This is a genomic window from Patescibacteria group bacterium (genome assembly GCA_041649475.1).
Lineage (GTDB): Bacteria > Patescibacteriota > Patescibacteriia > Magasanikbacterales > GWA2-37-8 > JBAZNA01.
This window is the reverse complement of the sequence record JBAZNA010000001.1, coordinates 781,377-806,714: the sequence shown is the minus strand read 5'-3', so window position 1 is coordinate 806,714 and position 25,338 is coordinate 781,377. Positions and strand designations below refer to the sequence as shown.

At 40.7% G+C, this 25,338-nt stretch carries 21 protein-coding genes; all 21 read left to right on the top strand.

The annotated features are described in order from the left end of the window. The first annotated feature begins 1 nt into the window (after position 1). Genes WC526_04050 through WC526_03950 form a run of 21 tightly spaced genes read left to right on the top strand, consistent with a single transcriptional unit; the run spans position 2 to position 25,335 of the window. Entirely contained in the window at positions 2-1,093 is a 1,092-nt protein-coding gene (locus WC526_04050; protein ID MFA5062292.1) for a radical SAM protein, read from the top strand. Positions 1,094-1,096: 3 nt separating this feature from the next. Further along, complete coding sequence (locus WC526_04045; protein MFA5062291.1) at positions 1,097-3,688, top strand: N-acetylneuraminate synthase family protein; 2,592 nt, start codon at positions 1,097-1,099, stop codon at positions 3,686-3,688. A gap of 1 nt (position 3,689) precedes the next feature. Next, a complete protein-coding gene (locus WC526_04040; GenBank protein MFA5062290.1) occupies positions 3,690-4,613 on the top strand; it encodes an HAD hydrolase family protein in 924 nt (307 codons plus the stop codon). 3 nt (positions 4,614-4,616) lie between these two features. Continuing rightward, positions 4,617-6,290, top strand: coding sequence for a thiamine pyrophosphate-binding protein (locus WC526_04035; protein MFA5062289.1), 1,674 nt, complete (start codon positions 4,617-4,619; stop codon positions 6,288-6,290). A gap of 4 nt (positions 6,291-6,294) precedes the next feature. After that, positions 6,295-6,762: an NUDIX domain-containing protein gene (locus tag WC526_04030; protein ID MFA5062288.1), complete on the top strand. Its 468-nt coding sequence runs from the start codon at positions 6,295-6,297 to the stop codon at positions 6,760-6,762. A gap of 4 nt (positions 6,763-6,766) precedes the next feature. Beyond that, positions 6,767-7,711 (top strand): glycosyltransferase family 2 protein, encoded by a 945-nt coding sequence (locus WC526_04025; GenBank protein ID MFA5062287.1) that lies wholly within the window; start codon positions 6,767-6,769, stop codon positions 7,709-7,711. A gap of 2 nt (positions 7,712-7,713) precedes the next feature. Continuing rightward, the gene (locus WC526_04020; protein MFA5062286.1) at positions 7,714-8,088 is read left to right on the top strand and encodes a GtrA family protein; all 375 of its coding nucleotides are present in this window, start codon (positions 7,714-7,716) and stop codon (positions 8,086-8,088) included. A gap of 50 nt (positions 8,089-8,138) precedes the next feature. Then, complete coding sequence (rfbH, locus tag WC526_04015; protein ID MFA5062285.1) at positions 8,139-9,443, top strand: lipopolysaccharide biosynthesis protein RfbH; 1,305 nt, start codon at positions 8,139-8,141, stop codon at positions 9,441-9,443. Between the two features lies 1 nt (position 9,444). After that, positions 9,445-10,956: a hypothetical protein gene (locus WC526_04010; protein MFA5062284.1), complete on the top strand. Its 1,512-nt coding sequence runs from the start codon at positions 9,445-9,447 to the stop codon at positions 10,954-10,956. Further along, positions 10,953-11,972 (top strand): GDP-mannose 4,6-dehydratase, encoded by a 1,020-nt coding sequence (gene gmd, locus WC526_04005; protein MFA5062283.1) that lies wholly within the window; start codon positions 10,953-10,955, stop codon positions 11,970-11,972. The genes WC526_04010 and gmd overlap by 4 nt, the downstream gene beginning before the upstream one ends. 9 nt (positions 11,973-11,981) lie before the next feature. Then, positions 11,982-12,950, top strand: a complete 969-nt coding sequence (locus WC526_04000; GenBank protein ID MFA5062282.1) for a class I SAM-dependent methyltransferase — start codon at positions 11,982-11,984, stop codon at positions 12,948-12,950. Positions 12,951-12,961: 11 nt separating this feature from the next. After that, positions 12,962-14,125 carry a DegT/DnrJ/EryC1/StrS family aminotransferase gene (locus tag WC526_03995; GenBank protein MFA5062281.1) on the top strand — a complete coding sequence of 388 codons (1,164 nt, stop codon included), beginning with the start codon at positions 12,962-12,964 and terminating at the stop codon, positions 14,123-14,125. Next, entirely contained in the window at positions 14,122-16,074 is a 1,953-nt protein-coding gene (locus WC526_03990) for a radical SAM protein (protein MFA5062280.1), read from the top strand. Before WC526_03995 ends, WC526_03990 begins: the two co-directional genes overlap by 4 nt. Beyond that, positions 16,074-17,030 (top strand): GDP-L-fucose synthase, encoded by a 957-nt coding sequence (locus tag WC526_03985; protein MFA5062279.1) that lies wholly within the window; start codon positions 16,074-16,076, stop codon positions 17,028-17,030. The genes WC526_03990 and WC526_03985 overlap by 1 nt, the downstream gene beginning before the upstream one ends. Then, positions 17,027-17,806, top strand: coding sequence for a hypothetical protein (locus WC526_03980; GenBank protein MFA5062278.1), 780 nt, complete (start codon positions 17,027-17,029; stop codon positions 17,804-17,806). Before WC526_03985 ends, WC526_03980 begins: the two co-directional genes overlap by 4 nt. Before the next feature lies 1 nt (position 17,807). Beyond that, positions 17,808-19,109: an oligosaccharide flippase family protein gene (locus WC526_03975; GenBank protein ID MFA5062277.1), complete on the top strand. Its 1,302-nt coding sequence runs from the start codon at positions 17,808-17,810 to the stop codon at positions 19,107-19,109. 3 nt (positions 19,110-19,112) lie between these two features. Next, positions 19,113-19,976 (top strand): glycosyltransferase family 2 protein, encoded by an 864-nt coding sequence (locus tag WC526_03970; GenBank protein ID MFA5062276.1) that lies wholly within the window; start codon positions 19,113-19,115, stop codon positions 19,974-19,976. Next, the gene (locus WC526_03965) at positions 19,973-20,755 is read left to right on the top strand and encodes a glycosyltransferase (protein ID MFA5062275.1); all 783 of its coding nucleotides are present in this window, start codon (positions 19,973-19,975) and stop codon (positions 20,753-20,755) included. Before WC526_03970 ends, WC526_03965 begins: the two co-directional genes overlap by 4 nt. After that, a complete protein-coding gene (locus WC526_03960) occupies positions 20,752-22,956 on the top strand; it encodes a methyltransferase domain-containing protein (protein MFA5062274.1) in 2,205 nt (734 codons plus the stop codon). The genes WC526_03965 and WC526_03960 overlap by 4 nt, the downstream gene beginning before the upstream one ends. Positions 22,957-22,972: 16 nt before the next feature. Further along, on the top strand, positions 22,973-24,331 hold the full coding sequence (locus WC526_03955; protein ID MFA5062273.1) for a glycosyltransferase family 4 protein: 1,359 nt from the start codon (positions 22,973-22,975) through the stop codon (positions 24,329-24,331). Continuing rightward, positions 24,328-25,335 (top strand): GHMP kinase, encoded by a 1,008-nt coding sequence (locus tag WC526_03950; protein ID MFA5062272.1) that lies wholly within the window; start codon positions 24,328-24,330, stop codon positions 25,333-25,335. Before WC526_03955 ends, WC526_03950 begins: the two co-directional genes overlap by 4 nt. Positions 25,336-25,338 lie beyond the last annotated feature (3 nt).

The window sequence follows — 25,338 nt, the reverse complement described above, 5'->3', positions numbered from 1 at the left end:
TATGACTCAACCAGAATTAAAGGCAGCGGAAACCAGCCGGAGGAACACATTAAAAGAAACGAAACCGTATGTTTATGAAAAAATAATGAAGTTTGAAGAAAAGATCAAGAAAGGCGAAAGTATTGCCATGCTTCAGTTTCAGTATGATTACACCTGTAATTTTCGTTGTGAGCACTGTTGCATTACCAAACTGCGGCGTCCGGCCGGAGACCGGGCTTTTACCCCGGCTGATGTAAAAGAATTGGCCAGGCAAGCCGATGAGATGGGTTTGGCGCAGATTGTGCTTACCGGCGGCGAACCCCTGGTGTTTCCGGATTTTGATGAAATAATTAAAGCCATTGATCCGCAGAAATTTTATATTGTTTCCGATTCCAACGGCTGGTTTTTGGATGAAGCTAAAGCCAAACATTTAAAAGATATTGGCGTTGATAAAGTCCAGTTAAGTTTGGACAGTTTGGACAGCCAAGCCCATGATGATTTTAGAAAGAGACCGGGTGCGTACCAAAACGCCTTGCGGGCAATTGAGGCCTGCCAGAAAGTCGGGTTATATATTATTGTGCAAACCGTTGTTACCAAACAGCGCTTGAAGTCGGAAGAATTTAAAGATTTTTTAAAATTTTTAAATCAAAAAGGCGTGCCGGTTTTTGTCACCTATGCCAAACCGGTCGGGGATTGGGAAGGGAACTTTGAGGCCATGGTGGACAAAGACGATATGAATTATATGCGCGGGTTGGAAAAAGAGTGCGATGCTTTCACCCATTTAACCCCGTCATATGGCATGGATTTGGGCTGTATTGCCGTCAAGAGAATGATATCCATCACCAAATATGGCGACGTGATGCCCTGTCCGTATATGCATGTTTCCTTGGGGAATTTTTTCAAGGAACCGCTTAAAGACATTATTGAGAGAGGACTAAATATAAAATATTTTGGCCAGTATTATGAGTCCTGTTATATGGCCGAGGATAAAGATTTTATTAATAAATATATTGTCCCAAAGGTATATGGCAAGCCATTACCGGTGTCATATAATGAAGTGTTTAATGAGGAAGATTATATTAAGCCGGAAGAGCGCAAACTGTATCGCGACTAAACTATGAGTGATATAAACCCGCTTACAAACGATTTGGATCAAATTTTAAATTTGACTCCGGGCCTTTGGGAAGAACTTAGAGGCAAGCGCTTGTTTATCACCGGCGGTACCGGATTTTTTGGCTGTTGGTTTTTGGAAAGTTTTATCCGAGCCAATGAAAAATTTGATCTGCAGGCCGAGGCCGTTGTTTTGACCAGAAGTTTGGAAGAATTTAAAAAGAAAGCGCCGCATCTGGCCGATAATTCGGCAATAAAATTTCAGATTGGCGATGTCAGAAATTTTGAGTTTCCGGTTGGAGAATTTTCACATATTATCCACGCCGCCGCCACCTCGGCTGTAGCCACCTTTAATAATGAAGATCCATTGGTGAAATTTGAGACGGTAGTAGAAGGAACAAGACACACTCTGGATTTTGCCGTCCACTCCGGAGCTAAAAAATTTCTTTATACCAGTTCCGGGGTTGTTTATGGGAAACAGCCAGCTGATATCAGTAATATCCCGGAAGAATATAATGGCGCGCCTGATCCGACAGATATTAACTCGGTTTGGGGAGAGAGTAAAAGAGCAGCCGAGTTTCTCTGCGGATATTATGCCAATAAATATGGCATAGAAATAAAAATTGCGCGTTGTTTCAGTTTCGTTGGTCCTCATCTGCCCTTGGATGTTCATTATGCGGTCGGCAATTTTATCCGGGATGGTTCAAACGGCGGTCCAATTCAGGTTAAGGGTGATGGCACAACCGTTCGTTCATATCTCTACGCGGCTGACCTGATGGTTTGGTTATGGACAATTCTTTTTAAAGGACAATCATGCCGGCCCTATAATGTCGGTTCGCAAATGTGTGTCACTATTGCGGAATTGGCCCAAAAGGTGGCACAATGTCTAAAGCGTCCGGTTGAAGTTAAAATAGCTCAAACAGCCAAAGATGGGCCGCCGGAACAATATGTGCCCTCCACCGAAAGAGCGCAGACAGAATTAGGTCTTAAGGAAACGGTTGGCCTGGAAGAAGCAATTAAACGAACAATTAATTTTTTACAAGGAGATTTTACTAATATTATGGAAAATATTGAACAAATATTCAGCCCGCAAGGAGAGAAGGAGACCAAGCCGTTATTCATTTTTGAGATGGCCAATAATCACATGGGTGATGTTGAACATGGGCTAAAAATTATCAGGGAAATGCATGAAGTCAGCAAGGATTTTCCCGAGTTTCAGTTTGCCTTTAAATTTCAGTACCGGGATTTGGATACCTTTATTCATCCTGATTATAAAGACAGAATGGATTTGAAATATATTAAACGTTTTTCCGAGACGCGGCTGTCTGCGGAACAATTTTTAATGTTGAAAAATGAAGCCAAAAATTTTGGTTTTCTAACCATTTGTACTCCCTTTGATGAAAAGTCAGTGGAAAATGTGGTCAGTCATGATTACGATATTATAAAAGTTGCCAGCGCCTCTTTTACCGACTGGCCGCTTTGGGAAAAGATTGCTCAATATGACAAACCGATTATCGCTTCCACTGGCGGAGTGAAGTTGGAGGACATTGATAAGGTAGTCAGTTTCCTGGAGCATCGCAATAAAAAATTTGCCATCATGCATTGCGTTGGCCAATACCCGACTCCGGAAGATCAACTGCAATTTAATCAGATAACTTTACTGCGGGAGAGATATCCTGAAGTTACCATCGGTTATTCCACCCATGAAGCGCCTGATAATTTTGAGGCCATAAAAATGGCCGTGGCTAAAGGCGCGCGAATTTTTGAAAAGCATGTGGGAGTCAAAACCGATAAATATGCGCTTAATGCCTATTCAGCTCTGCCCGAGCAAGTTAAAAAATGGCTGGAATCTGCCCGGCAGGCCTACCGAATGCGCGGGGTTAGCGGAAAAAGACATGACTTTGCCCCACAAGAGCTGGCCGATATACGCCAATTTCAAAGAGGAGCATATGCCGCTGTTGATATTAAAGCCGGCGAGAAAGTTGATATGAAAAATACCTTTTTTGCCTTCCCCAATCAGGATGGGCAAATTTTGGCTAACGAACTGTCAAAATATACGATTTTTACGGCCACAAAGGATTTTAAGGCCAAAGAACCGATTATGGCTGCGGATGTTGCCAAAATGGAATCCCGCGAGAAAGTTTATGAGGCTGTGGAAAAAATTAATAAACTTTTAAGGCAAGCCAATATCGCCATCTCCAACAAATGGGATTTTGATCTTTCCCATCATTATGGTTTAGATAAATTTTATGAATACGGAGCCAGTTTAATCACTTGTCTTAACCGGGAATATTGCAAAAAATTAATTGTTCTTTTGCCCGGCCAACAGCATCCGTGTCATTACCATAAAATAAAAGAAGAAACATTTCATGTTTTGTATGGGGATGCCACCTTCGTTGTTGACGGCAAACCGATTGAAAGCAAAGCCGGGGATATTGTTACCTTGGAACGCGGAACCAAGCATTCATTCGGCAGTAAAAATGGCTGTGTTTTTGAAGAGATTTCAACCACCCACATTCCCGGGGATTCCTATTATGACGACGAGAGCATACTGGGCAATAAAAATCGCAAGACCACGTTAACATATTGGATTGTCTAACATGGAAAAACATTTTGCCGTAACCAGGACCAAACTAGCAGAGGCCGTAGCAAAAATAAAATTGTTTGGTTTGGATTATGACGGCACTGTTTATAATGGCATTGATTATAAGGTTGATGAAGCAATTAGATTGGTGGAAAAAATTTTGGATAAGAATAAATCAATTGCTTTTATCACCGGCCGGGCCGCTACGGCCTTAAAGACCCTGGGGCCGCCATTGCAGCAATTGTTAAAGAGAAAGAATATTGTTACTCCCGTATTTATTTCCGGAGGCAACGGTGCGATTCTCTACGAAGTGAAACAGGATGAAATGGTTGAAATCTATAATCATGGTTTTGAATTACCACAAATTATTCACGCGGTTGCCGCCGGAAGAAAAGTGTATCAAGAATTAGGTATTAGCAGGGGCGACTTATCAGAGGAAGGTTTAGAGACATTTAGTAATTTTTTGCAGGAAGATTGGGAAGGTTATATTCCGGTTGAAATTTTGGCAGTCTGCCGGCCTTATAACGGAGAAATATTTACAGAGAATGCAAAAGTTACTTTTGTTTTACCGAAGGATAAAAGTTTGGGCAAAGATATAACAGCGAGAGTTAGAATTGAACTTGGAAAAGAGTTTGTTGCCATATCAGGAAAAAATTTTATGGAGATTACCAAAAAATTCGGAGAGGACGGCAAGGCGACGGCAATTAAAACGATTTTAAAATTGACAGGATTGGATAATTTTCAGGTGGCCACTTTTGGGGATATGCCCGGTGGAAATGATATAGGATTGTTGAGTTTCCCCTATAGCTTTACAAATTCGGAGGAATTTTTAACAACGAAGAATGATTTGGAAAAACCTCCTTATCTTTTACACAGATTAGAACTTTCTCCGATAGGCAGAGTGCATAGCGCTGTAGAATATTTGCTTAAAGATGTGTAATGTATGAAACTTAGCGATTATGTCTTTCAATTTATAAAGGAAAAAGTGGCTGATTCAGTTTTTTTGGTATCAGGCGGCGGAATTATGCATCTGGTTGATTCTCTGGGAAAATCCGGTCTGAAAAATTATTGTTGTCATCATGAACAGGCCGTGGCCATTGCCGCCGAGGGGTATGGCCGGATAAAAAATTCTCCAGGTGTGGCTTTGGTTACCACTGGTCCGGGCGGGACAAATGCTTTGACAGGCATGGCCGGCGCCTGGCTTGATAGTATTCCGGTGCTGGTTATTGCCGGGCAAGTAAAAAGAGCTGATATTGCTCCGTGCCAAAACGGAGTTCCGGTTGTCAGACAAATTGGTATGCAAGAATTAAATGTAGTGGATGTGGTCAGACCGGTTTCCAAATATACCGTGACTGTGTTAGATGAAAAAGAAATTCGTTATCATTTGGAAAAAGCGCTATATTTATCAACCCATAATCGACCCGGTCCGGTGTTTGTGGAAATTCCGTTGGATATGCAGGCCGCGGAAATAGAACCGGAAAATTTAAAATCTTTTGACCCGGCCGAGTTTGATGAAAAAGAACCGGTTTTGGATCCGGCTTTAATGGAAAAAATAGCCCAACTATTGCGGGAGGCAAAAAAACCGCTGCTCTTGGCCGGTAATGGCATTCGTTTGGCCGGCGGCGAGGAAATTTTATGGAAAGTTCTGGATAAATTTAAAATCAATACGGTTACGCCGATTTTTACTGCTGATGATTTGGTTACCTATGATTATCCGTATTATTTAGGCAGGCAGGGGATGCCGGGAAATCAAGCAGCCAATTATGCGATTGATAATTGTGATTTATTATTAATTGCGGGTGAACGCATACAGCTCACGCAAGTTTCCTGGGAACATGAAAAATTTGCGGTCCAGGCAAAAAAAATAATGGTTGATATAGATGAAAATGAAATGCATAAAAAAACCATTAAAATAGATGTTCCGGTTCATTGTGATGCCAAATTATTTTTGGAAGAATTATATAAACAGGATATTAATTTAAACAGGTGGGATGTGCCGGTTGAGCCAATCAATCCGGATAATTATGTCGGCGATAAAAAATATCTTAATGTTTATAGATTTTTCAATGAATTAAATAATTGGCCGGAAAAAATGGATGTGGCCACAGCCAATGGCATGGCCAGTTTGACTTCTCATCAGGCGCTTAAGATATCGCATGGTCATCGATTTATCACCAATGCCGGGTTAGGACATATGGGTTCTGGTTTGCCTTTGGCCATTGGCGCCTGCGTGGCTGAAAATAAAAAACCGGTTATATGCTGTGAAGGCGACGGTTCAATCATGTTCAATATTCAAGAATTGCAAACAGTTGTCCACCATAATTTGCCGTTAAAAATATTTATCTTTAATAATAATGGTTATTACTCAATTAGGAACACCCATTTAAATTTTTTCAAGAAGATTTTTGCCGCCGATCCGTCTTCAGGTGTGACTCTGCCGGATTTCAGCAAGCTTATTCCGGCCTGGGGTTTGGCTTATGAACGGATAAACAACGATAATGAGTTGGACAAGTTAAAAAAAGTTATGAATCATAATGGTCCGATTGTCTGCGAGCTGATGCTTGATCCCAGTCAACCCATGCTGGAAAAATGGTTAGCGGGGATGTATAAAGAATAAAGATATGCTTACTGCCAAAGAGCTAAAACAATTATCTTCACTGCTCAAAAAAATAGACAATCCGCATGAGGGCCTGCCCCAGCCGGTTTTTGATGCCTTGTTAGGTATTGTTCCGTTTGTGGCTTGTGAACTGGCGGTGGTGAATAAAAAAGGCGAACTCCTGCTTACCTGGCGCAGTGATAAATGGTGGAGAGGTTGGCATTTTCCCGGTGGCTTGATGCGTTTCCGGGAAACTTTTGAGGAACGCATAGATGCGGTGGCTTGGAAAGAACTCGGCGTTAACCTGGAAAGTGCTAAATTTTTATTTGCCAAAGATTGCAGCCAGGCCTCCCGCGGTCACGTTGTTTCTCTAACTTTTCTTTGCAAAACATTTATGACCCCCAAACAGGGTAAATTTTTTAAAAAAATGCCAAAAAATATTATTGAAAATCATAAAGAATTGTGGGAAAAAATTCAAAAATATTTAAAATAAATATATGTCTGAATTTCGCAAAAAAATCAGCATCATTACACCTACTTATAATGAACAGGATAATGTGGCGGCCGCGCGAGAGCAGGTAAAAGAGCTTTTTGCCAATTTTCCGCAGTACGATTATGAGCATATTTTTATTGACAATGATTCCAAAGATGAAACCGTAAATATTTTGAAAAATATCGCCAAGGAAGATAAAAATGTAAAAATTATTGTCAATGCCAGAAATTTTGGCCATATCCGTTCGCCATATTATGCTTTGCTTAAAGCGCAAGGGGACGCGGTTGTTATGTTGGCCGCTGATTTACAAGAACCGCCCGCGGTTATAAATGACTTCATTAAAAAATGGGAAGAGGGTTATAAGGTCGTTATTGGCATAAAAAATAAAAGCGATGAAAACCCTGTAATGTTCGCGATTCGCAAAATATATTATGGTTTGATCGGCAAATTTGCCGAGAATGAGCAAATTAAAAATTTTAACGGCTTTGGGCTGTATGACCAAAAATTTATTGAGGCCCTACGAAAGTTTGACGATCCGTATCCATATTTTCGGGGACTCATTACCGAAATCGGGTTTCCGCGCGCTGAAGTGACATACACCCAGGCCGAAAGAAAAAAAGGGAAGTCACAAAATAATTTTTATACCCTGTATGACATGGCCATGTTGGGATTTGTCAATCACTCCAAAATACCGCTGCGCTTGGCCAGTTTTATTGGTTTTGGCTTATCCTTGGTTAGCTTACTGGTCGGGTTGATATATTTTATTTATAAATTGCTTTTCTGGAGTCGGTTTGAAGCCGGCCTGGCGCCTTTAACAATTGGGATTTTCTTTTTAGGTTCGGTCCAGTTATTTTTTATCGGGGTCCTGGGCGAATATATTGGGGCAATTTATACGCAAGTTAAGCACAAACCGTTAGTAATAGAAAAGGAACGAATAAATTTTGATTAATTATGTGGCAAGAATTGTTTAAAAATCAATTCATTCGGTTCTTAATCGTGGGGGGGATTAATACTCTGTTTGGCTACGGGGTTTTTGCTTTATTATTGTTTGTCGGCCTGCACTACGCGCTGGCGGCGTTCCTGGGCACAATATTGGGAATCTTGTTTAATTTTAAAACTACCGGCGTCATTGTTTTCAATTCCCATAACAATTGGCTTATTTTCAAGTTTTTTGGAGTTTACGGAGTGACCTATATTTTAAATGTTTTGGGGTTGTATTTGTTCAGTTTGGCACAAATAAGCGCTTATATTGGCGGGGCGATTCTGATTTTGCCGATGGCCTTTGTCGCCTTCTTTTTAAACAAAAGGTTTGTCTTCAAAATTTGATTTTTTTAGGTAGAAATGATAGAATTTAGCCATTCATTGCCTTTTTTATTATGGAAGAAAGTTTGCAAAAAGCTCTAGAAGAGGCGTATAGAGCCAAGTTTTCAGCCAAAAAATTCATTCCCGGGCAGTCGCCCGTGCCGGTATCAGGCAAGGTTTTTGATGCTCAAGAAATTTTATCAATGACTGAAGCGGTTTTGGATGGCTGGTGGACAGAAGGCCGTTTTACTGATTTGTTTGAGGCAAAAATTGGAAAATGGCTGGGAATTAATCATGTCAGTGTGGTCAACTCCGGCTCTTCAGCCAATTTATTGGCTTTGTCGGCTTTGAAATCTGCCAAGCTGGAGGATAAAGGACTAAAAGATGGGGACGAGGTGATTGCGGTCGCGGCCGGATTTCCGGTTACTGTTAATCCAATTATTCAAAATAATTTGGTGCCGGTTTTTGTTGATATAGATTTGGGAAGCTATAATGCGAATGTTGAAGAAATTAAAAAGGCGATTGGCCCGAAGACCCGAGCTATAATGATTGCTCACACCATGGGGAACCCATGTGACTTAGATGCCATAGTAAAACTTTGTCAGGAAAATAATTTGTGGTTTATTGAAGATAATTGCGACGCTCTGGGTTCAAAATTTGGCGGTAAATATACCGGCACTTTCGGCCATATCTCAACCTGCAGTTTTTATCCGGCCCATCACATCACCATGGGCGAGGGGGGGGCGGTTTTTACTAATGACGATGTTTTAAACCGAGCGGTCAGATCAATGCGCGATTGGGGACGGGACTGCTGGTGCAAAACCGGCAATGATAACACCTGCGGTATGAGGTTTGATTGGCAGCTGGGGGAATTGCCGTTTGGTTATGATCATAAATATATTTATTCCGAAATCGGTTATAATTTAAAAGCCACTGACATCCAGGCCGCTTTAGGTGTGGCTCAATTGGAAAAACTGGACGGTTTTATCCAAAAACGCAAAGACAATTTTCAGTATTTGTATGAGGGCTTAAAACAATTTGAGAAATATTTTATTTTGCCGGTGTGGCACGAAAAAGCAGACCCGAGCTGGTTTGGCTTTTTACTGACAGTCAAAGAAGACGCGCCGTTTAAGCGCGCCGAACTGGTCCAGTTTTTGCAGGACCAGCAAATTGCGACGCGATATTTATTCGCCGGCAACTTAACCAAACAGCCGTATTTTATTGACAATAAAGTTAAGTATCGGACAGTGGGGGATTTAAAAAATACTGATCTGGTCATGAATAATACTTTTTGGATCGGCTGTTATCCGGGGCTCAGCAAGGAAATGCTGGATTTTATTATAAATAGTTTTGCGGAGTTTTTAACTAATCGTGAGTAGTATGTCCAATTTCAAAAAAGCGGTAATTTTTGGGCTGTTGGGGTGGGGAACTCTGGCCGGGTTTTCGGTCGCGGAGTATTCAAAAATTTTGGCGAAATCGTGTTATTTTGGTCAGAGCTGGCTTTTTTGTTCGGAGAATTTAAACTCACCGCTTAAGGCGATCCTGATTTTATCTTTCGCATTTAGTATAATCTGTCTGGTGTGTTCAGGAATATTTATCTGGAAGTCATTTAAAGCCAAAGAAGAAATTTCAACAAAAAAGACCATAGTCACGGTTATTCTTTTTTTGTTCCTGGCTTTGTTGGTTGTGCCTTTTTCCTCGGGTGACATAGTTTACTATTTTTATGCCGGAAAAGCCGAACAGCACACTGATCTAAATTTATTTACTCAAGATTGGTATCGGGATAATTATTTTGTAAACCCTCCCGTGAAATATTTCAATGAGCGGTTTCCTTATGGACCGTTAATGGCCAGGACGTTTGGCGCTGTTTATCAGTTAAGCCAGGATAATGTACTGGCCTTTATAGTTTTATGGAAAATAACAGTCATGATTCTTTTTCTGTTTGGCGGATGGTTAGTTTATAAATATTTGAAATCAATGGGTTGCGATTTTAGCCGAAACGGTTTTTGGTTACTGTGGTGTTTGCAGCCGCTCATGCTGTTTGAAGGACTCTCGACCGGTCATCAAGATATTTTGTGGCTGGTTTTTGTGATTTTGGCTATTTTGTTCGCCCAGAAAAAAAAGTGGTGGCTGGTATTGCCGGCCCTAACCGTGGGCATCTGGATTAAAATTATTCCGGCTTTTTTTATCCCGTTCTTCATAGTTAAATGGTGGCAGGATGTTCATAAAGATAATTGGACCAAGCTGGTAGGCCAGCAAATAATTGGAGTCGCACTTTCTGTACTAATCACTATTTTATCCTGGGGTCATTTTTGGAATGGTTTGGGAGTTTTTACCACCCTTGGCAAAATGTCAAAGACGGCGGGCGGCAGCACCTTCGCCGCTATTTACTATTCTCTAAAGCCGTTGTTCCAGTTTTTGATCGGCGCGAATTTTCATTGGTATCTGACCAGAGTTGTGCAGTTCAGTTTAATCGCCTTAGTTTTATTCATGATGTATCCGATTATTAAAAAAATGTTTTTAATTTTGTTTAAAAAAGCCAGTTGGAGCGAAACGGAGTTCATCTCTGTGTTATTAGCCAGTTTGCTTGTTTACATGATTTTCTGGCATAAATGGGTTTGGCCGTGGTACATGCTTTGGTTTTTCCCGCTGGCCATTATCGCCAATGTCATTAATGTCAGCAAATACCTAAAAAGGGCAGCGATCTGGATTATTTTATCCCCGATATTTTTTCATGTAATTTGGTTAATCAATTTCAAGCTGACCGGTGGCGATGCAAACGCCCAATTGTGGTTTTATTGGTATATGGTTATAAGTATTTTTGCTTATCCGGCCTATAATCTGTTTAAATTGAGAAAAATTGGATATAAAAATGAAGAAAATATAATATGAAAAAAGCTTTTATCACTGGTTTGACCGGGCAAGACGGTTCTTATCTTGCTGAATTTTTATTAGGCAAGGGCTATGAAGTCCACGGCATCATCAGGCGTTCAAGCAGTTTTAATACCGGCCGCATTGATCATATTTTTCAGGAGAAACATGAGAAAGACGCCAGATTGAAAATATATTACGGAGATTTGACCGATGGGAGTAATATCAACAGAATTTTAGAAAAGGTTCAGCCGGATGAAATCTATAATTTGGGAGCACAGAGCCATGTGCGCGTCAGTTTTGAACTTCCGGAATATACCTGCGATACGGTCGGCCTGGGCACTCTGCGGGTTTTAGACGCGGTGCGGGAAAGCGGTCTGAAGGTTAAATTTTATCAGGCCGGGTCATCGGAAATGTTTGGTAAAGTTAAGGAAACCCCCCAAACCGAAACCACTCCATTTTATCCCCGGAGTCCATACGGCTGCGCCAAAGTTTTTGCCCATAATCTGGCGGTTAATTATCGCGAATCCTACGGAATGTTTATTTGTAATGGTATTTTATTCAACCATGAATCGCCCCGGCGCGGCGGCACGTTTGTGACTAAAAAGATTGTTCACGGCTTCGCGCAAATTAAGGCCGGTAAGCAGAATAAAATTTATTTGGGTAATTTGGAAGCCAGGCGCGACTGGGGTTATGCCAAAGAGTATGTGGAAGCAATGTGGCTGATGCTCCAAGAGCCCCAGCCCGATGATTATGTGGTTGCCACCGGCGAAGCCCATAGCGTCAGAGAGTTTACTGAAGAAACCGCGCGCTATTTTGGCTTTGATTTGAAATGGGAAGGCAGCGGCTTGGAAGAAAAGGGAATAGATAAAACCACCGGCCAGGTTTTGGTTGAGATTGATCCTGAATATTTCCGTCCAGCCGAAGTTGAATTATTGTTGGGTGATCCGTCAAAAGCCAAACGGGTACTGGGTTGGGAAGCCAAAGTTAAATTTAAAGAACTGGTTAAGATAATGGTCGAAGCGGAATTGAATTAATTAAAGATTATGGTTCTGCATTGCACAATCTGCGGTAATGAAGAGAACAATAAGATGCATGAGGCCCGGGAGATGATGTTCGGGTTCAGGGATAAATTCAATTATCTGGAATGCGGTCGGTGCGGATGTTTGAGTTTGATTAATGTTCCCGCGAATTTGTCCAGGTATTATCCGGATAATTATTATTCATTCACTGAAGTCGCCTATAAACATAATCCGTTTAAAATTTTTCTAAAAAAACAATTGATTAAGTTTCGGGTTTATAAACAAAATAATCTTTTGGGAAAATTTTTAAGCAAATTTTATCCGGATAACGAGGAATTTTACCAGTGGTTTGAGAAAATAAAACTCCCCTTGACCGCCCATGTGCTGGACGCGGGCTGCGGGTCGGGAAATTTGTTATTGAAATTGCGCAAATCCGGTTTTATCAACGTGGAGGGCATAGATCCGTTCATTGCCAAAGACATTCATTATCCGGGAGGCGTCACGATAAGTAAAAAATCTCTGGACCAGGTGACCGGCCAGTATGATTTGATAATTTTTAACCACTCGTTTGAACATATGCCCGATCCGGAAGGGGTGTTAAAGAAAACGTTGGCTCTGCTTCAAAAAGGCGGTTGCGCGCTGGTGCGGGTTCCGGTGGCCGGCACCTATGCCTGGAAGACCTATGGAGTTAATTGGGTTCAGCTGGACGCGCCCAGGCATTTATTCCTGCACACTATATCCAGTATGAAATTACTTAGCGAGCGTGTCGGTTTTAATCGTATGGATTACGTGTTTGACTCCCGCGATTTTCAATTTTGGGGGAGCGAGCAATATTTAAAAGACATCCCTTTGCGCGATCCAAGGTCATACGCCGAATTATACGATGAATCATTATTTTCCAAACAGCAGATGAAAGAATTTGCGGAAAAAGCCGAAGAATTAAACAAGGCCAACGATGGCGACGCGGCTACGTTTTATCTATTTAAAGATTAAAATTACCATCTATGATTAAACTAATAAAATCAACTTTTTATCACGAAGATGAAACCAAAAAAGCGGTCGCGGATTTTATCCTAAAGTCCGCTGTTTTAAGCATGGGCAAGGAGTGCGCGGCTTTTGAAGAAAAATTTTCCAAAAAACAAGGCCGGCGACATAGCGTATTTGTCAGTAGCGGCAGTATGGCCAATCTTGTTCTGCTGCAGTCCTTGCTTAATCTCGGCCATCTGCGCAAGGGGGATAAAATCGCGCTTTCTTCTTTAACCTGGGCCACCAACGTGATGCCGGTTATTGAACTGGGGCTTGAGCCGATTATTCTGGATTGTGAACTTAAAAATTTAAATGTGTCCGAAGACATCTTGGAAAAAGCTTTCAGTAAGTACGATTTTAGGGCTGTGTTTTTGACCAATGTCTTGGGTTTTTGCGCGAACTTGGATAAGATACAAAAATTTTGTGCGGATAAAAAAATTATTTTATTGGAAGACAACTGTGAATCATTGGGGTCAAAACTGGGCCAAAAGCAGTTGGGAAACTTCGGCCTGGCCTCAACCTTCTCCAGTTTTGTCGGCCATCATTTTTCAACTGTTGAGGGCGGAATGATCTGCATCGATGATGAAGAGTTGTTTGAAATGATTTTACTGGTTCGCGCTCATGGCTGGGACAGAAATTTATCCGCCGGTTCACAGGCAAAACTAAGAAAAGAAAATAAGATTGATGATTTTTACGCGCGCTATACTTTTTACGACTTGGCCTATAATGCCCGTCCGACCGAAATTCAAGGATTCATCGGCCAAATACAGCTTGACTTCTGGGATGAGATCGTGGAAAAAAGAAGCAAAAATTTTAAAAGATTTCAGGTCGCTGCCGCGGCCAATAAAGATATTCTGCCTTTGGGTGTATCTCATCTGGATTTGGTTTCCAATTTTGCCATGCCGGTTATCTTTAAAACCGAAGAATTGTTTAGAGCATATAAAGATAAATTTGAAAAAGCGGAGGTTGAAATCAGGCCGATCATCGCCGGCAATATTGCCAGACAGCCCTTTTTCAAAAAGTATGTCAAAACCGAGTTTGATTGTCCAAACGCCGACCTGATTCATAAAAACGGTTTTTATTTTGGTAACAATCCGGAGATGACTAGTGGAGAGGTTGAGTTTTTGTGCGATTTATTATGATAAAGAAAAACGTTTACATGTGTCAGGTGAATAATAAATACGGCAATAATGTTTTTCTGCCGTATTCCACGGGTGTAATCACCAGTTATTGTCTTACCATTCCCCGGATCAGGGAAAATTTTGAATTTAAAGATAATTTATTTTTAAAAGACAACATTGACGAAGTGGTGGAAAAATTGGAAGAACCGGATGTTTTCGGTTTTTCTTCTTACATTTGGAATTTTGAATATAATCAAAAATTGGCCGAGCGAGTTAAATCAAAATATCCGAATTGTCTGGTGGTGTTCGGCGGCCACCAGGTTCCGTTTGAGTCAGAGAATTTTTTTATAAACCGTAAATTTATAGACATACTGGTCCATGGCGACGGCGAAGTGCCTTTTTCAGAAATTCTAGTAACTTATTTATCCGATGATAAAAATTTTTCTCGTATAAATAATTTGAGCATAAACGTTAACGGCAATACCATGCGTACGGAAATAAAAAAAGGGGACATTGATATTAATAAAATTCCATCGCCATACTTGACTGGCGTATTTGATAAAATTGTCCAATCATCGCCGTATTCTTTTACGGCCAGTTTGGAGACCAACCGGGGGTGTCCGTATGGCTGTGCTTATTGTGATTGGGGTTCACCGTTGATGAATTGTAAACGGATCCTGCCTTTTGACGAGCAAAGAGTCAAAGACGAAATTGAATGGTTTGGTAAAAATAAAGTGGAGTTTGTGTTTGGCTGTGATTCCAATTTTGGCATTCTGCCCAGAGATACCGGTTTTATAAAAAAATTCATTGAGATAAAAAATAAATACGGTTTTCCGCAAAAATTTCGCACTTCCTACGCCAAAAACAGCAATCGAACCATTTTTGAAATGAACAAGGAGCTTAATAAAAACAAGATGTGTAAAGGCGTAACTTTGTCTTTTCAGAGTTTAAATCCGCGCACCCTTGAAGCCGTCGGCCGTATCAACATGCGCATAGATAATTTTAAAGAGCTGTTGCAGCAATATAACAATGAAGGCATCCCCACTTACACGGAGATTATTTTGGGTCTGCCCAATGAAACCTATGATTCATATTGCCAGGGCCTGGATATTTTGCTTGAAAACGGCCAACACAGCTCCATCAATGTTTATAATTGCGAAATTTTTCCCAATTCAATCATGGGTGATAAAAAATATCAGGAGCTTTACGGCATTAAAGGCGTCAGCATTCCGGCCTGCCTGCCTCATTCTATGCCTGACCCTAAGGTTGTTCCGGAGTATGACGAAATTGTCATCGCCACCGCAACCATGCCGGTGGCGGACTGGAAAAAGGCCAGTATTTTTTCCTGGGCGATTCAGTGCTTTCATTGTTTGGGCCTAATGCAATTTGTAGCTATATTTGCCCATAATGAATGTCAGATTTCTTACACGCATTTTTATCAGGATTTGATTAGTTACGCGGAGAACAATCCCAATTCAATCCTGGGCCGCGAACTGAAATTTATTTCGGCGATTATTGACGGTGTGACCCAAGGAAAAAGCTGGGAATTTGTGATTGCCAAATTCGGCGAAGTCACCTGGACAATAGAAGAAGGGTCGTTTTTAAATTTTATTAGTGATAAAGCCGCATTTTATAATGAGTTAAAAAATTATTTACTGTCTTATTTTAAAAACATCCCGGCCGATAAGATCGCCGATTTGATAAATTATACTGGTCAAATGGTGATTGATCCGTATTGTCAGAAAACTATGGCATTGGAATTAAATTATGATTTTAATAAATATTTTAATGAATTTTATAAAGGTACGGACAAGCCGGAATTAATAAAAGTTAAAAATAAACTTATCTTTTCTGATATCCAAGAATTTGGCGGCAATTTACCGGATTACGCCAGAGAAATAATCTGGTATGGCCGTAAAGGCGGAAAATTTTTTCATAATCAGGAAAAAATTAAAAAAGAATATTTATGATGCCAAAAAATGCAAAAATTTATATTGCCGGCCATACCGGATTGGCCGGATCCACGATTACGCGCGCTTTAACAACACAAGGATACAAAAATTTGATTTTGCGGACCCATAAAGAGCTGGACCTCCTGGATCAGAAATCAGTGGCCGATTTTTTTAAAAAAGAAAAACCGGAATATGTTTTTCTGGCGGCCGCCAAAGTCGGAGGGATCATGGCCAATATTGAATCACCGGCACAATTTATTTATGAAAATTTAGAGATTCAAAATAATGTTATCCACCAGTCATATTTAAATAAAGTTAAAAAATTATTATTTTTGGGCTCTTCCTGCGTGTACCCCCGCCTTTGTCCCCAGCCGATGAAGGAAGAGTATTTGCTTACCGGGTTATTGGAGCCGACCAATGAGGGCTATGCGCTTGCCAAAATTGCCGGAATTAAAATGTGTGAAATGTATAACCGGCAGTACGATACAAATTTTATTGCCATCATGCCTCCTAATCTTTACGGAGAAAACGACCACTTTGATTTAAACAGTAGTCATGTTTTGCAATCATTGTTGCGCAAATTTCATGAAGCAAAAATTCAAAAACACGATAAGGTGGAATTGTGGGGGACAGGGCAGGCGCGTCGGGAATTTCTTCATACCGACGACATGGCCAATGCGGCTGTTTTTGTGATGAATAATTTTGATCCGAGCAAAGAGCAAAATGAGAAAGGCGAGATGTTTCTAAACGTCGGTTCGGAGAGTGATTGTTCAATTGCGGAGCTGGCAGAATTAATAAAAGGCGTCGTTGGTTTTTCCGGCAACATCACGTGGGATAAGAGCAAGCCCGACGGCATGCCGCAAAAATTGCTGGACGCCGGTAAAATTCACCGGCTGGGCTGGCATCACAAAATTGAACTGGAGGATGGCCTCTTAACTACATACAAATCCTTTAAAGAAGAGTATAAGGTATGATAAAAAACGCCGTTTCTTTTTTGGCTAGACAAATATATCGGGTTATTTTTATATGGCCGTTTGAAGCGGTTGCCTTTCTTATATTTTATCCGGCGGTTCGTAAAAGCCACGTCAAAGAAACAGAGCCGAATGATTTTTGTTTTTTAATCACCTCGGTTATTTATTCAAAAGAAAATAAAAAAGTCACTTACGGCGGCGCGCGTTCCATATTTAGCCCGCAGGAGCGGGCCGAACAGACCGCGCACACCATAGAGACAATACGTCAAAGAATTCCGCAGGCAAAAGTGGTTTTGATAGAAGGGGGTTTGAAAGGAGACCTGCCGGCGGGTCTTAGAGATATGGCAGATCAGTATTTATATTTAGGCGATAAGAAATTAGTGCGCCGGGCAGTTGACAGCACCTTTAAAAGTTTGGGCGAGACCATGATGCTTCTTTCTGCCATAAAACAATTAAATCAAACCGCGGATTTTTATTTTAAAATAAGCGGACGGTACTGTTTAGATGATGAGTTTAATATAAATGACTGGCGAAGCGGCGGTTTTGTGATTCATTTTATACAAGAGGATTATGTTTCCACTCGTCTGTATGGCTTCAGAAAAGAAATGTTGGCGATGTGGAAATACGCTTTAATCAAAGGTCTGCCTTTTTCTTTTATCGGCTATGCCATTGAAAACACGCTGGCCAAATTTCTGCCAGCAAAGTGGACGCGTCGGATTAATAGGTTGGGCGTAACCGGGCTTAGCGCGACCGTAAAAGATAACATCATCAAAGAATAATATGCAAATCATGGAGCGGTTAAAATTGATAGTCAGAAAAAAAGCCCTGCATCAGACCGGCTATGTGATGACCGGTTCGCTGATAAACGGGCTGTCTTTATTTGTGCTTAATATAGCTTTGGCAAGATCTTTAAATCAGGAGCTTTTTGGAATTTTTTCCCTTGCGGTTGCGGCGCTAAGCGTAGTCGCGGAAATGTCTGACTTTGGATTAAACGCCGGGCTCTTAAGATTTGCGCCATATTATATAGCGACGGACCAGACAGACAAGTTAAAACAACTGGTTAAAACAATTTGGCGCTGGCGAGTGACACTGACCTGGGTGCTTACCCTTGGCGGATTAATTTTTGCGTATCCGATAGCTAAATATGTATATGGTCAAATTAAGGTTGGTCCTTATCTGACCTATGCTTCTCTGGGTATCGGTGGTGTGATTTTGTTGGGTTTTTTGGCAACTTTTTTACAGGCCAAGCAAAGATTTTTATATAATGCCTCTGTGCAATCGCTCAAAGGTTTTTTACGTTTGGCCGTAGCCCTAGCACTTTTAGCTTTCGGCGTGAAGAATGTTTTTGCGTATCTGTCAGTTTATATTTTTATTCCCTGGATTTTGTTTATTGTAAACTTTAAAGTTTTACCGAAAAATTTTAGAAAAGTGGAGATTGACCAAGAGGTTAAACAAAAATTAAATTCACAATTAGCTCGGTTTAGCTTTTGGCTCACCATTACTTCGTTAGTAGCTATTTTTTCCAGCCGGGTTGATCAAATTATGATCAGTCATTATCTAGGGTTGGTGGAGGTGGCAGTTTTCACCGTTGCCTGGCAATTGCTCCAGTTTTTTCCGATCATTTCCGGTTCCATTTCTTCTGTTTTGATGCCCAAAATTAGCAGTTTAAAAAATAAAATAGAACTGGTCGCTTTTGTTAGAAGAGCATTTAAGTGGGTGCTGGTTGGGACAATAGGAATCGCAATTTTGGTATACCCGTCTCAGTTTTTAATCGGTTTATTTTTTGGGCAGAAATATGATGCGGCCATGCCGCTTTATGTTATATTATCTTATAGCACTCTGCTCAATGTTTTGGCCATTCCCTTTTCTCTTGTCATTACTGTTTTTAATAAAACCCACATCTCAACCATTTTCATTTTTGCGCAACTATTAGTCAATGTGGTTGGCAATTTTATTTTCATTCCTCGGTATGGGATTATGGGGGCGGCTTATACGTTTGCCTTTAGCAGTGTCATGCTGTTTTTGTGGAATTTAGTGTGGGCTTTATATTTATTAAAGAAAAAAGATTTTAATATCGCATAAAATATGGACGAAATTTTTGCACCCAAAATAAGTATTATTACGATAGTCAGAAATGATGTTGCTCATATAGAGAAAACGATTTTAAGCGTCTTAAATCAGACCTATAAAAATGTTGAGTATATTATTATTGACGGCGGGTCCACTGACGGTACTTTGGAAATCATTAAAAAATACGAGAAAGACATTGCCGTGTTAGTCAGCGAACCTGATGACGGACTGTATTATGCTTTAAATAAAGCGGTATCTTTTGTCACCGGGGACTGGGTGGAAATTTTAACTTCCGGTGATTACCTTTATAATCATACCGTATTGGCAGATATATTCGCCGGAAAAAAAATAGATGCCGATGGAGTATATGGGAGCGCGGTGGGCTATGTTAATGGGCGCATGGCCAGGATTGAAGCCCACGAAGATGTTAATAAAGAGGCCTGGAAGGGGATGAAATTGATTTTTGAAACGCTTTTTGTAAAAGCGGAAATAATAAAAAAATATAAATTTGACACCCGTTATAAGGTCTCTGGCGACGGTGATTTTGTTCTGAAATGCATAGCCAGTGGTTACAAATTTATAAAAATTAACGTGGTTGTGTTTGAAACCGGTGCTCAAGGATATTCAGCCAAACATTGGCTGATCGCCAGGAAAGAGAATTGGCTTATTTCGAGAAAGTATTTCCCGGGCCTGAAAACGGACCTTTATAATTTGCAAGGATTGGTATATTTTGTAGTGTTTCGTTTTTTTAAAAATGTTTTATCCGCCATCGGTGTTTATGATTTTTTAAAAAAATATTATCGGCGTTGGTTTGGCAATAAAAGAATGCGTGAAAAATATCACTATATAGTAGTTGATGATAATAATAAGCATTTATGAACACTGTTACCGCCCATTGCCTGGTTAAAAATGAAGAAAATTTTGTTTATTACACCATCAAATCCGTGATTGATTTTGTTGACCGCGTGATTGTTTTTGATACCGGTTCAACCGACAAGACCGTGGAATTAATTCAGAAGCTAATGGCCGAGTATCCGGGTAAAATTATTTTTGAGGAAAAGGGTCCGGCTGACGGGAACAGACATACCCTTTTGCGACAGGAAATGATTGAGCGAACTAAGACGGACTGGTTTATGATTTTAGACGGCGACGAAATTTGGACAAAAAAGGCAATGGCCGAAGCAACGAAAGCCATCGCCCTAGACGGAAGTTTAGAGTGTCTGATCGCGCCTTTTTATTTATGCGTCGGAGATATTTATCATGTCTATGCCGGCAAGCGGAGTATAACCATTTTGGGCAAAACCGATTTTCATTATCCCAGGTTTATTAAGATCGCACCCGGCTTGCACTGGCAGGGCGTTTATAACCAGGATACTTTGTTGGATAAAGATAATAAAGAATTTTGTCAAAAAGAAAACAGTCGTTTTATGACCAACCGATACTGGCACGTGACCCATTTGCGTCGGTCTTCCACCGATGATAATGACTACAGCTCCGGCGGCAACCGAAGAGCTAAGCGGAGGTTGACATTTTTTGTAATTGGAGCTAAAATCAACGAGCCAGTTCCGGAAGTGTTTGGAAATGCCAATATTTATAGAATGAATTTTATCACGTCATTTGTAAATTTTATAGCGCTAATTTTTCATAAATTGCTATGAAGCCGAAGGTTTTATTATGTCAGCCAACCCCTACGGAGTCATCCCCGCAAAAAAATAGTCCTCTAAGTATTATTTATACGGGCGCGGCGGCCGAAAAGGCGGGATATGAAGTGGAATATTGGGATGAGCGCTGGGATTCAAAGGAAAAACTTCTTGAGTTGATTAAATGGTCTGATGTTGTCGGGGTCTCAAGTTTTACCGGTATACAATTGAAGTACGCGGCGGAGATTTTAAAATTGGCGAAGGAAAATAATAAAACCACCATTTTTGGCGGAGTCCATGCTTCTCTTATGCCGGAGCAGTGCATAAAAGAAGATTTTATAGATTATGTTGCCGTGGGGGAAGGTGAAATAACCCTGCCGAGTTTTTTAGCTTTTTTTCAGGATAGAAATATTATTCCCAAAGGCATCGTGGGCCGGGATGTAAAATATATACCGGCAGGTAAACTGGATGCGGTTGATTTTGTTTGCCCGATCACAGATAAAACTCTAAGATTATTTAAGCTCGCCAACCAAACGAGTGACATAATGTTTCCCTCATCAAGAGGGTGTCCGTATAGTTGCGGTTTTTGCGTTAACAGCACTGATAAGGATAAAAAATACAGAATGTTAGATTTGCAGCTTTGGGCGCAGTGGCTGGACGTGCTTTTGTCGCACATGCAAATAAAATGGATACAAATCGGAGATGATTACTTAGGCCGGGAATCAAGAATATTGGAAGTCGGTAAAATTTTAAAAGAGCGAAATATTAAATGGCATCCCTCTTTTCGAGCTGATAATTTTAAAGTCAACGGACCTGAATTTGCCAGAAAATTATCAGAACTGGGAGTTACCGATATTGCCATGGGAGTGGAAACCGGAAGTGAAAGATTAATGAAGTTCATCAATAAGGCAGAAACCAAAGAAGACATACTGCATGCGGCCAAATGTTTATCTGAAAATTCAAACATCAGGCCGAGATATTATTTGATTATTGGTTTTCCCACGGAAACGCTTGCAGAGAGGAATGAAACCTTCGCTTTTGCCGACCAATTGTATGAGATTCACAAAGGAAATTGCAATATACCCATATATAATTTCACGCCTTTTCCGGGAATCACATTGCATTCGGTGGCAGTAGCCCACGGGATGAGAGTGCCTGAAAGAATGAGCGAGTGGGAAAATTTTACGGTCAGCAATTCCGGGTCAAACGAAATGCAAAGCGTATATCATATTGCCGGTTTTCATTTCCACCAAAAGCCGGGCTCCAAAACAGACATCAATTTTCCCGGAATGAGGCGTTGGTTAGTCAAACCGTTTGAAAAACTATGCGACATCAGATGGCGGAAGCGTTATTTCAAATATTTTGGCGTTGAGAAATTTATACTGGAATTTCTTTTGAAGTATTGCCGGGTGAAACCCAAAGATAATATTGCAAAACAAAATAAAGCGGAAGGAAATAGATTCGGCGGAGAGAGATTGGATTCCAAAAGCAATTTATCCCGGAATAATTTAGTTGAACATTTGGCGCGCTATAATTTGGTTTCCGGCAACCCGGAGAGCACTGTTTTGGATATTGGCTGCGGCTCCGGACATGGCAGTCATGAATTATCCAAAAAATTCAAAAAAATATACGGTGTTGATGTTTCCGCTGAAGCTATCAGTTATGCTAAAGAAAATTGGTCCGCTCCCAATGTAGAATTTTCCTGCGGGTCCGGCACAGGTATTCCCTTTGCAGATAATTTTTTTGATGTCGCGGCGGCTTTTGAGGTATTTGAACATGTTCAGGATTGGCGAAAGTTTTTGTCGGAGATAAAAAGAGTCGTAAGAAATGACGGTCTAGTTTACATTTCAACTCCAAATAGGGAAATTTATTCACCGGGTACGGCAGCCGGCCAAAAACCCAACAACCCTTATCATGTTTTTGAGATGGCAGTTGATGAATTTAAAAGCGCGCTTAGCGAATTTTTTGTTATTGAAAAATTTTATGGCCAAAGCACGCCTGTATATAATGATCGCTGGTTCTGGAAGATATTAAATCCTGTTTTGCTCGGCCTGCGCCATCTAAACATCATCAGTTATAAAACAAGCAATACTATCAAACTAAAGATCATAAACCGGATAAAGCCGGTTTTAGAGCCCAGTGATATTGTCTTTTATCAAGATGACAATAATATTAAAAAATCACGCTTCATGGTGGCTGTTTGCAGGGCAAAGAAGTAAAAGGTAAAGTAGTAACATGACTGATAAAATTAGAGTCGCTTCCTTGATTAATGACATGGGAATCGGCGGCACTGCCAGACAAGTTATAACAGTTGACAGATACCTTAATAAGGATATTTTTGAGCATTACATAATTTCCCTAAGCGCCGTAGATGACGCCAGGTCAAAATTTTTGAGAGACAAGAAAGTATTTTTTTCGTCCGATCCCAAAGAGATTGCCGAGATGGTTAAAAAAAATAAAATTGACATTATATATGCGCACAGACACGGACGAAACGAATCGCTTCATGACAAAATCGCGCAGGCGCTTCCACCCAGTATCGGACTGATGGAACTAAATACTTTCAGTGTTGTAGACAAGGGAGATTTTGGCACCAGATGCGGCAAACGCGTTTTTGTGAGCATGACCAATCTGGTAAAATATTGCGACCAGAATAATCTACCGTTCAATTTTAAGGAACTCAAGACGGTATATTGTCTGGTTGACGCAAATAATTTCATGTCTAAATTGCCGACAGCGGCAGAAATTGAAGAGTATAAAAATCGGATGGGGATAGCGGGTTGTCCGGTAATAGGCAGAAGCGCCAGGCCGGTTATTGAAAAATGGGATGACGAAATGCTGATAATGTGGAAAAAATTGTCCAAAATGAATCCGAGAATAAAGTTTTTAATTTACGGGGTTCCGCCGTCAAAGAGAAAATTACTGGAGGCGTCCGGCAGGAAGGACAACCTGATCATGTTGGGCCTCACGGATTCGGATAAGGATTTGGATCTTTTTTATTCATCCATTGATATTTACGTTCATGATAGTCCGATCGGCGAATGTTTTGGCGGGACGACCGTTGAAGCTATGCTGTTTAAAAAACCGGCGATAGTGATGTCAACACCGTTTCCGCGCCGTACGTGGGGAAGAACCCACACCAAAGATAACGGACTCGTTGAACAAATTAAAAATGGTGAAAACGGGTATGTGGTAAGGAGCGGAACCGCTATGGCCTATGCTGTCGATTATTTAAGCCAGCATCCCGAACTGATTAAGAAGATGGGTGAAAAGAATTTTGATGAAGTTCGCCAAAGATACGAGGCGTCGTTTGGCATCAAAACTCTTGAGAAAATATTCTTGGAACTTTATTTGGAAAAGAATCATACTTTGCCCGAAGAGGCCTTAAATTATTATAAAAATTTACGCTTTTACCCGGATGAGGACGATATCAGGGGCTGGTTTAGTGAGTACTATTTACGACTTGCAAATCTTTTTGGAAAGGAGTATTGTAATTCGGCGTTGGAAAGGGTGGAATTGTCTTATTCAAAATATAAAAGAAAAGCCAAAACCTTGTTATTCATGCTGGGTTTAAGAAAATCAAAATATTTATGATTATAGTCAGAGCGCCACTACGTATTAGCTTTGTGGGAGGAGGAACGGATCTGCCGGATTTTTATCATAAATATCCGGGCAGGGTCATTTCCACAACAATTAATAAATTTATTTACCTGTCAATAAATCCGACGGGACTTTTGAATAAATTTATAATGAAATATAATACGACTGAAATTGTAGCTGATCCCAGTGAACTGAAACATGACCGGGCGCGGGGAATCCTGTTGGATTTAGGCATTAAACACGGATTGGAAATTACCAGTTCCGCGGATATTCCCGCAAAAACCGGTTTGGGTTCTTCGTCCGGATTTTCTGTCGCGTTGGTTAAAGGGTTAAACTATTTGTTGGGCAAGAGTATGAGCCGCATTGAAGCCGCCGAAGCCGCTTGCCGTTTGGAAATCGAGTTATTAAAAGAACCGATCGGCAAACAAGATCAATACGCGGCCTCGTTCGGCGGATTTAATATATTTCAATTCAACTCCGATGAGACGGTAACAATTGAGCCAATTTTATTGGATTATAAGAAGAGAGCGAAATTTGAAGATCATCTCATTTTATTTTTTACCGGCATTACCAGAAGTGCTGCCTCTGTTTTGGGAGAACAGAAAACAAAAATTGAGAGCAATTTTGAAACATACAAAAAAATGTCCGATTCGGTTTATGATTTTCGTGACAAACTAATGGCCGGGGATCTGGAAGGCATGGCGGCGATGCTCCACGAGGGCTGGTTGCGCAAAAGGAGTTTAGCTTCGGCGGTTTCAAATTCGTTAATTGACGTAATGTATGAAACCGGGATCAAAAACGGCGCCTGGGGCGGAAAAATTCTGGGCGCGGGCGGGGGAGGATGTCTGTTGTTTTTGGCACCGCTCGATAAACACGAACAGATTAAAGCCAGTTTAAAAAAGTTGGCCGCGGAAAATAATCTATCGGAAGCGCAGGCTATCCCGTTTAATTTTACTCAATCCGGAACGGATATTCTGTTCAGCGATAATGTATCTTAATCT

Excerpts from the sequence above, each read along its gene's own strand:
- WC526_04000 (MFA5062282.1), top strand. The coding sequence starts at position 11,982 with ATGGTTCTGCATTGCACAATCTGCGGTAATGAAGAGAACAATAAGATG.
- WC526_04010 (MFA5062284.1), top strand. The coding sequence starts at position 9,445 with ATGTCCAATTTCAAAAAAGCGGTAATTTTTGGGCTGTTGGGGTGGGGA.
- WC526_03950 (MFA5062272.1), top strand. The coding sequence starts at position 24,328 with ATGATTATAGTCAGAGCGCCACTACGTATTAGCTTTGTGGGAGGAGGA.
- WC526_04040 (MFA5062290.1), top strand. The coding sequence starts at position 3,690 with ATGGAAAAACATTTTGCCGTAACCAGGACCAAACTAGCAGAGGCCGTA.
- WC526_04045 (MFA5062291.1), top strand. The coding sequence starts at position 1,097 with ATGAGTGATATAAACCCGCTTACAAACGATTTGGATCAAATTTTAAAT.
- WC526_03960 (MFA5062274.1), top strand. The coding sequence starts at position 20,752 with ATGAAGCCGAAGGTTTTATTATGTCAGCCAACCCCTACGGAGTCATCC.
- WC526_04030 (MFA5062288.1), top strand. The coding sequence starts at position 6,295 with ATGCTTACTGCCAAAGAGCTAAAACAATTATCTTCACTGCTCAAAAAA.
- WC526_03980 (MFA5062278.1), top strand. The coding sequence starts at position 17,027 with ATGATAAAAAACGCCGTTTCTTTTTTGGCTAGACAAATATATCGGGTT.
- WC526_03970 (MFA5062276.1), top strand. The coding sequence starts at position 19,113 with ATGGACGAAATTTTTGCACCCAAAATAAGTATTATTACGATAGTCAGA.
- rfbH (MFA5062285.1), top strand. The coding sequence starts at position 8,139 with ATGGAAGAAAGTTTGCAAAAAGCTCTAGAAGAGGCGTATAGAGCCAAG.
- WC526_04050 (MFA5062292.1), top strand. The coding sequence starts at position 2 with ATGACTCAACCAGAATTAAAGGCAGCGGAAACCAGCCGGAGGAACACA.
- WC526_03995 (MFA5062281.1), top strand. The coding sequence starts at position 12,962 with ATGATTAAACTAATAAAATCAACTTTTTATCACGAAGATGAAACCAAA.
- WC526_04020 (MFA5062286.1), top strand. The coding sequence starts at position 7,714 with ATGTGGCAAGAATTGTTTAAAAATCAATTCATTCGGTTCTTAATCGTG.
- WC526_03955 (MFA5062273.1), top strand. The coding sequence starts at position 22,973 with ATGACTGATAAAATTAGAGTCGCTTCCTTGATTAATGACATGGGAATC.
- gmd (MFA5062283.1), top strand. The coding sequence starts at position 10,953 with ATGAAAAAAGCTTTTATCACTGGTTTGACCGGGCAAGACGGTTCTTAT.
- WC526_04035 (MFA5062289.1), top strand. The coding sequence starts at position 4,617 with ATGAAACTTAGCGATTATGTCTTTCAATTTATAAAGGAAAAAGTGGCT.
- WC526_03975 (MFA5062277.1), top strand. The coding sequence starts at position 17,808 with ATGCAAATCATGGAGCGGTTAAAATTGATAGTCAGAAAAAAAGCCCTG.
- WC526_03990 (MFA5062280.1), top strand. The coding sequence starts at position 14,122 with ATGATAAAGAAAAACGTTTACATGTGTCAGGTGAATAATAAATACGGC.
- WC526_03985 (MFA5062279.1), top strand. The coding sequence starts at position 16,074 with ATGCCAAAAAATGCAAAAATTTATATTGCCGGCCATACCGGATTGGCC.
- WC526_03965 (MFA5062275.1), top strand. The coding sequence starts at position 19,973 with ATGAACACTGTTACCGCCCATTGCCTGGTTAAAAATGAAGAAAATTTT.
- WC526_04025 (MFA5062287.1), top strand. The coding sequence starts at position 6,767 with ATGTCTGAATTTCGCAAAAAAATCAGCATCATTACACCTACTTATAAT.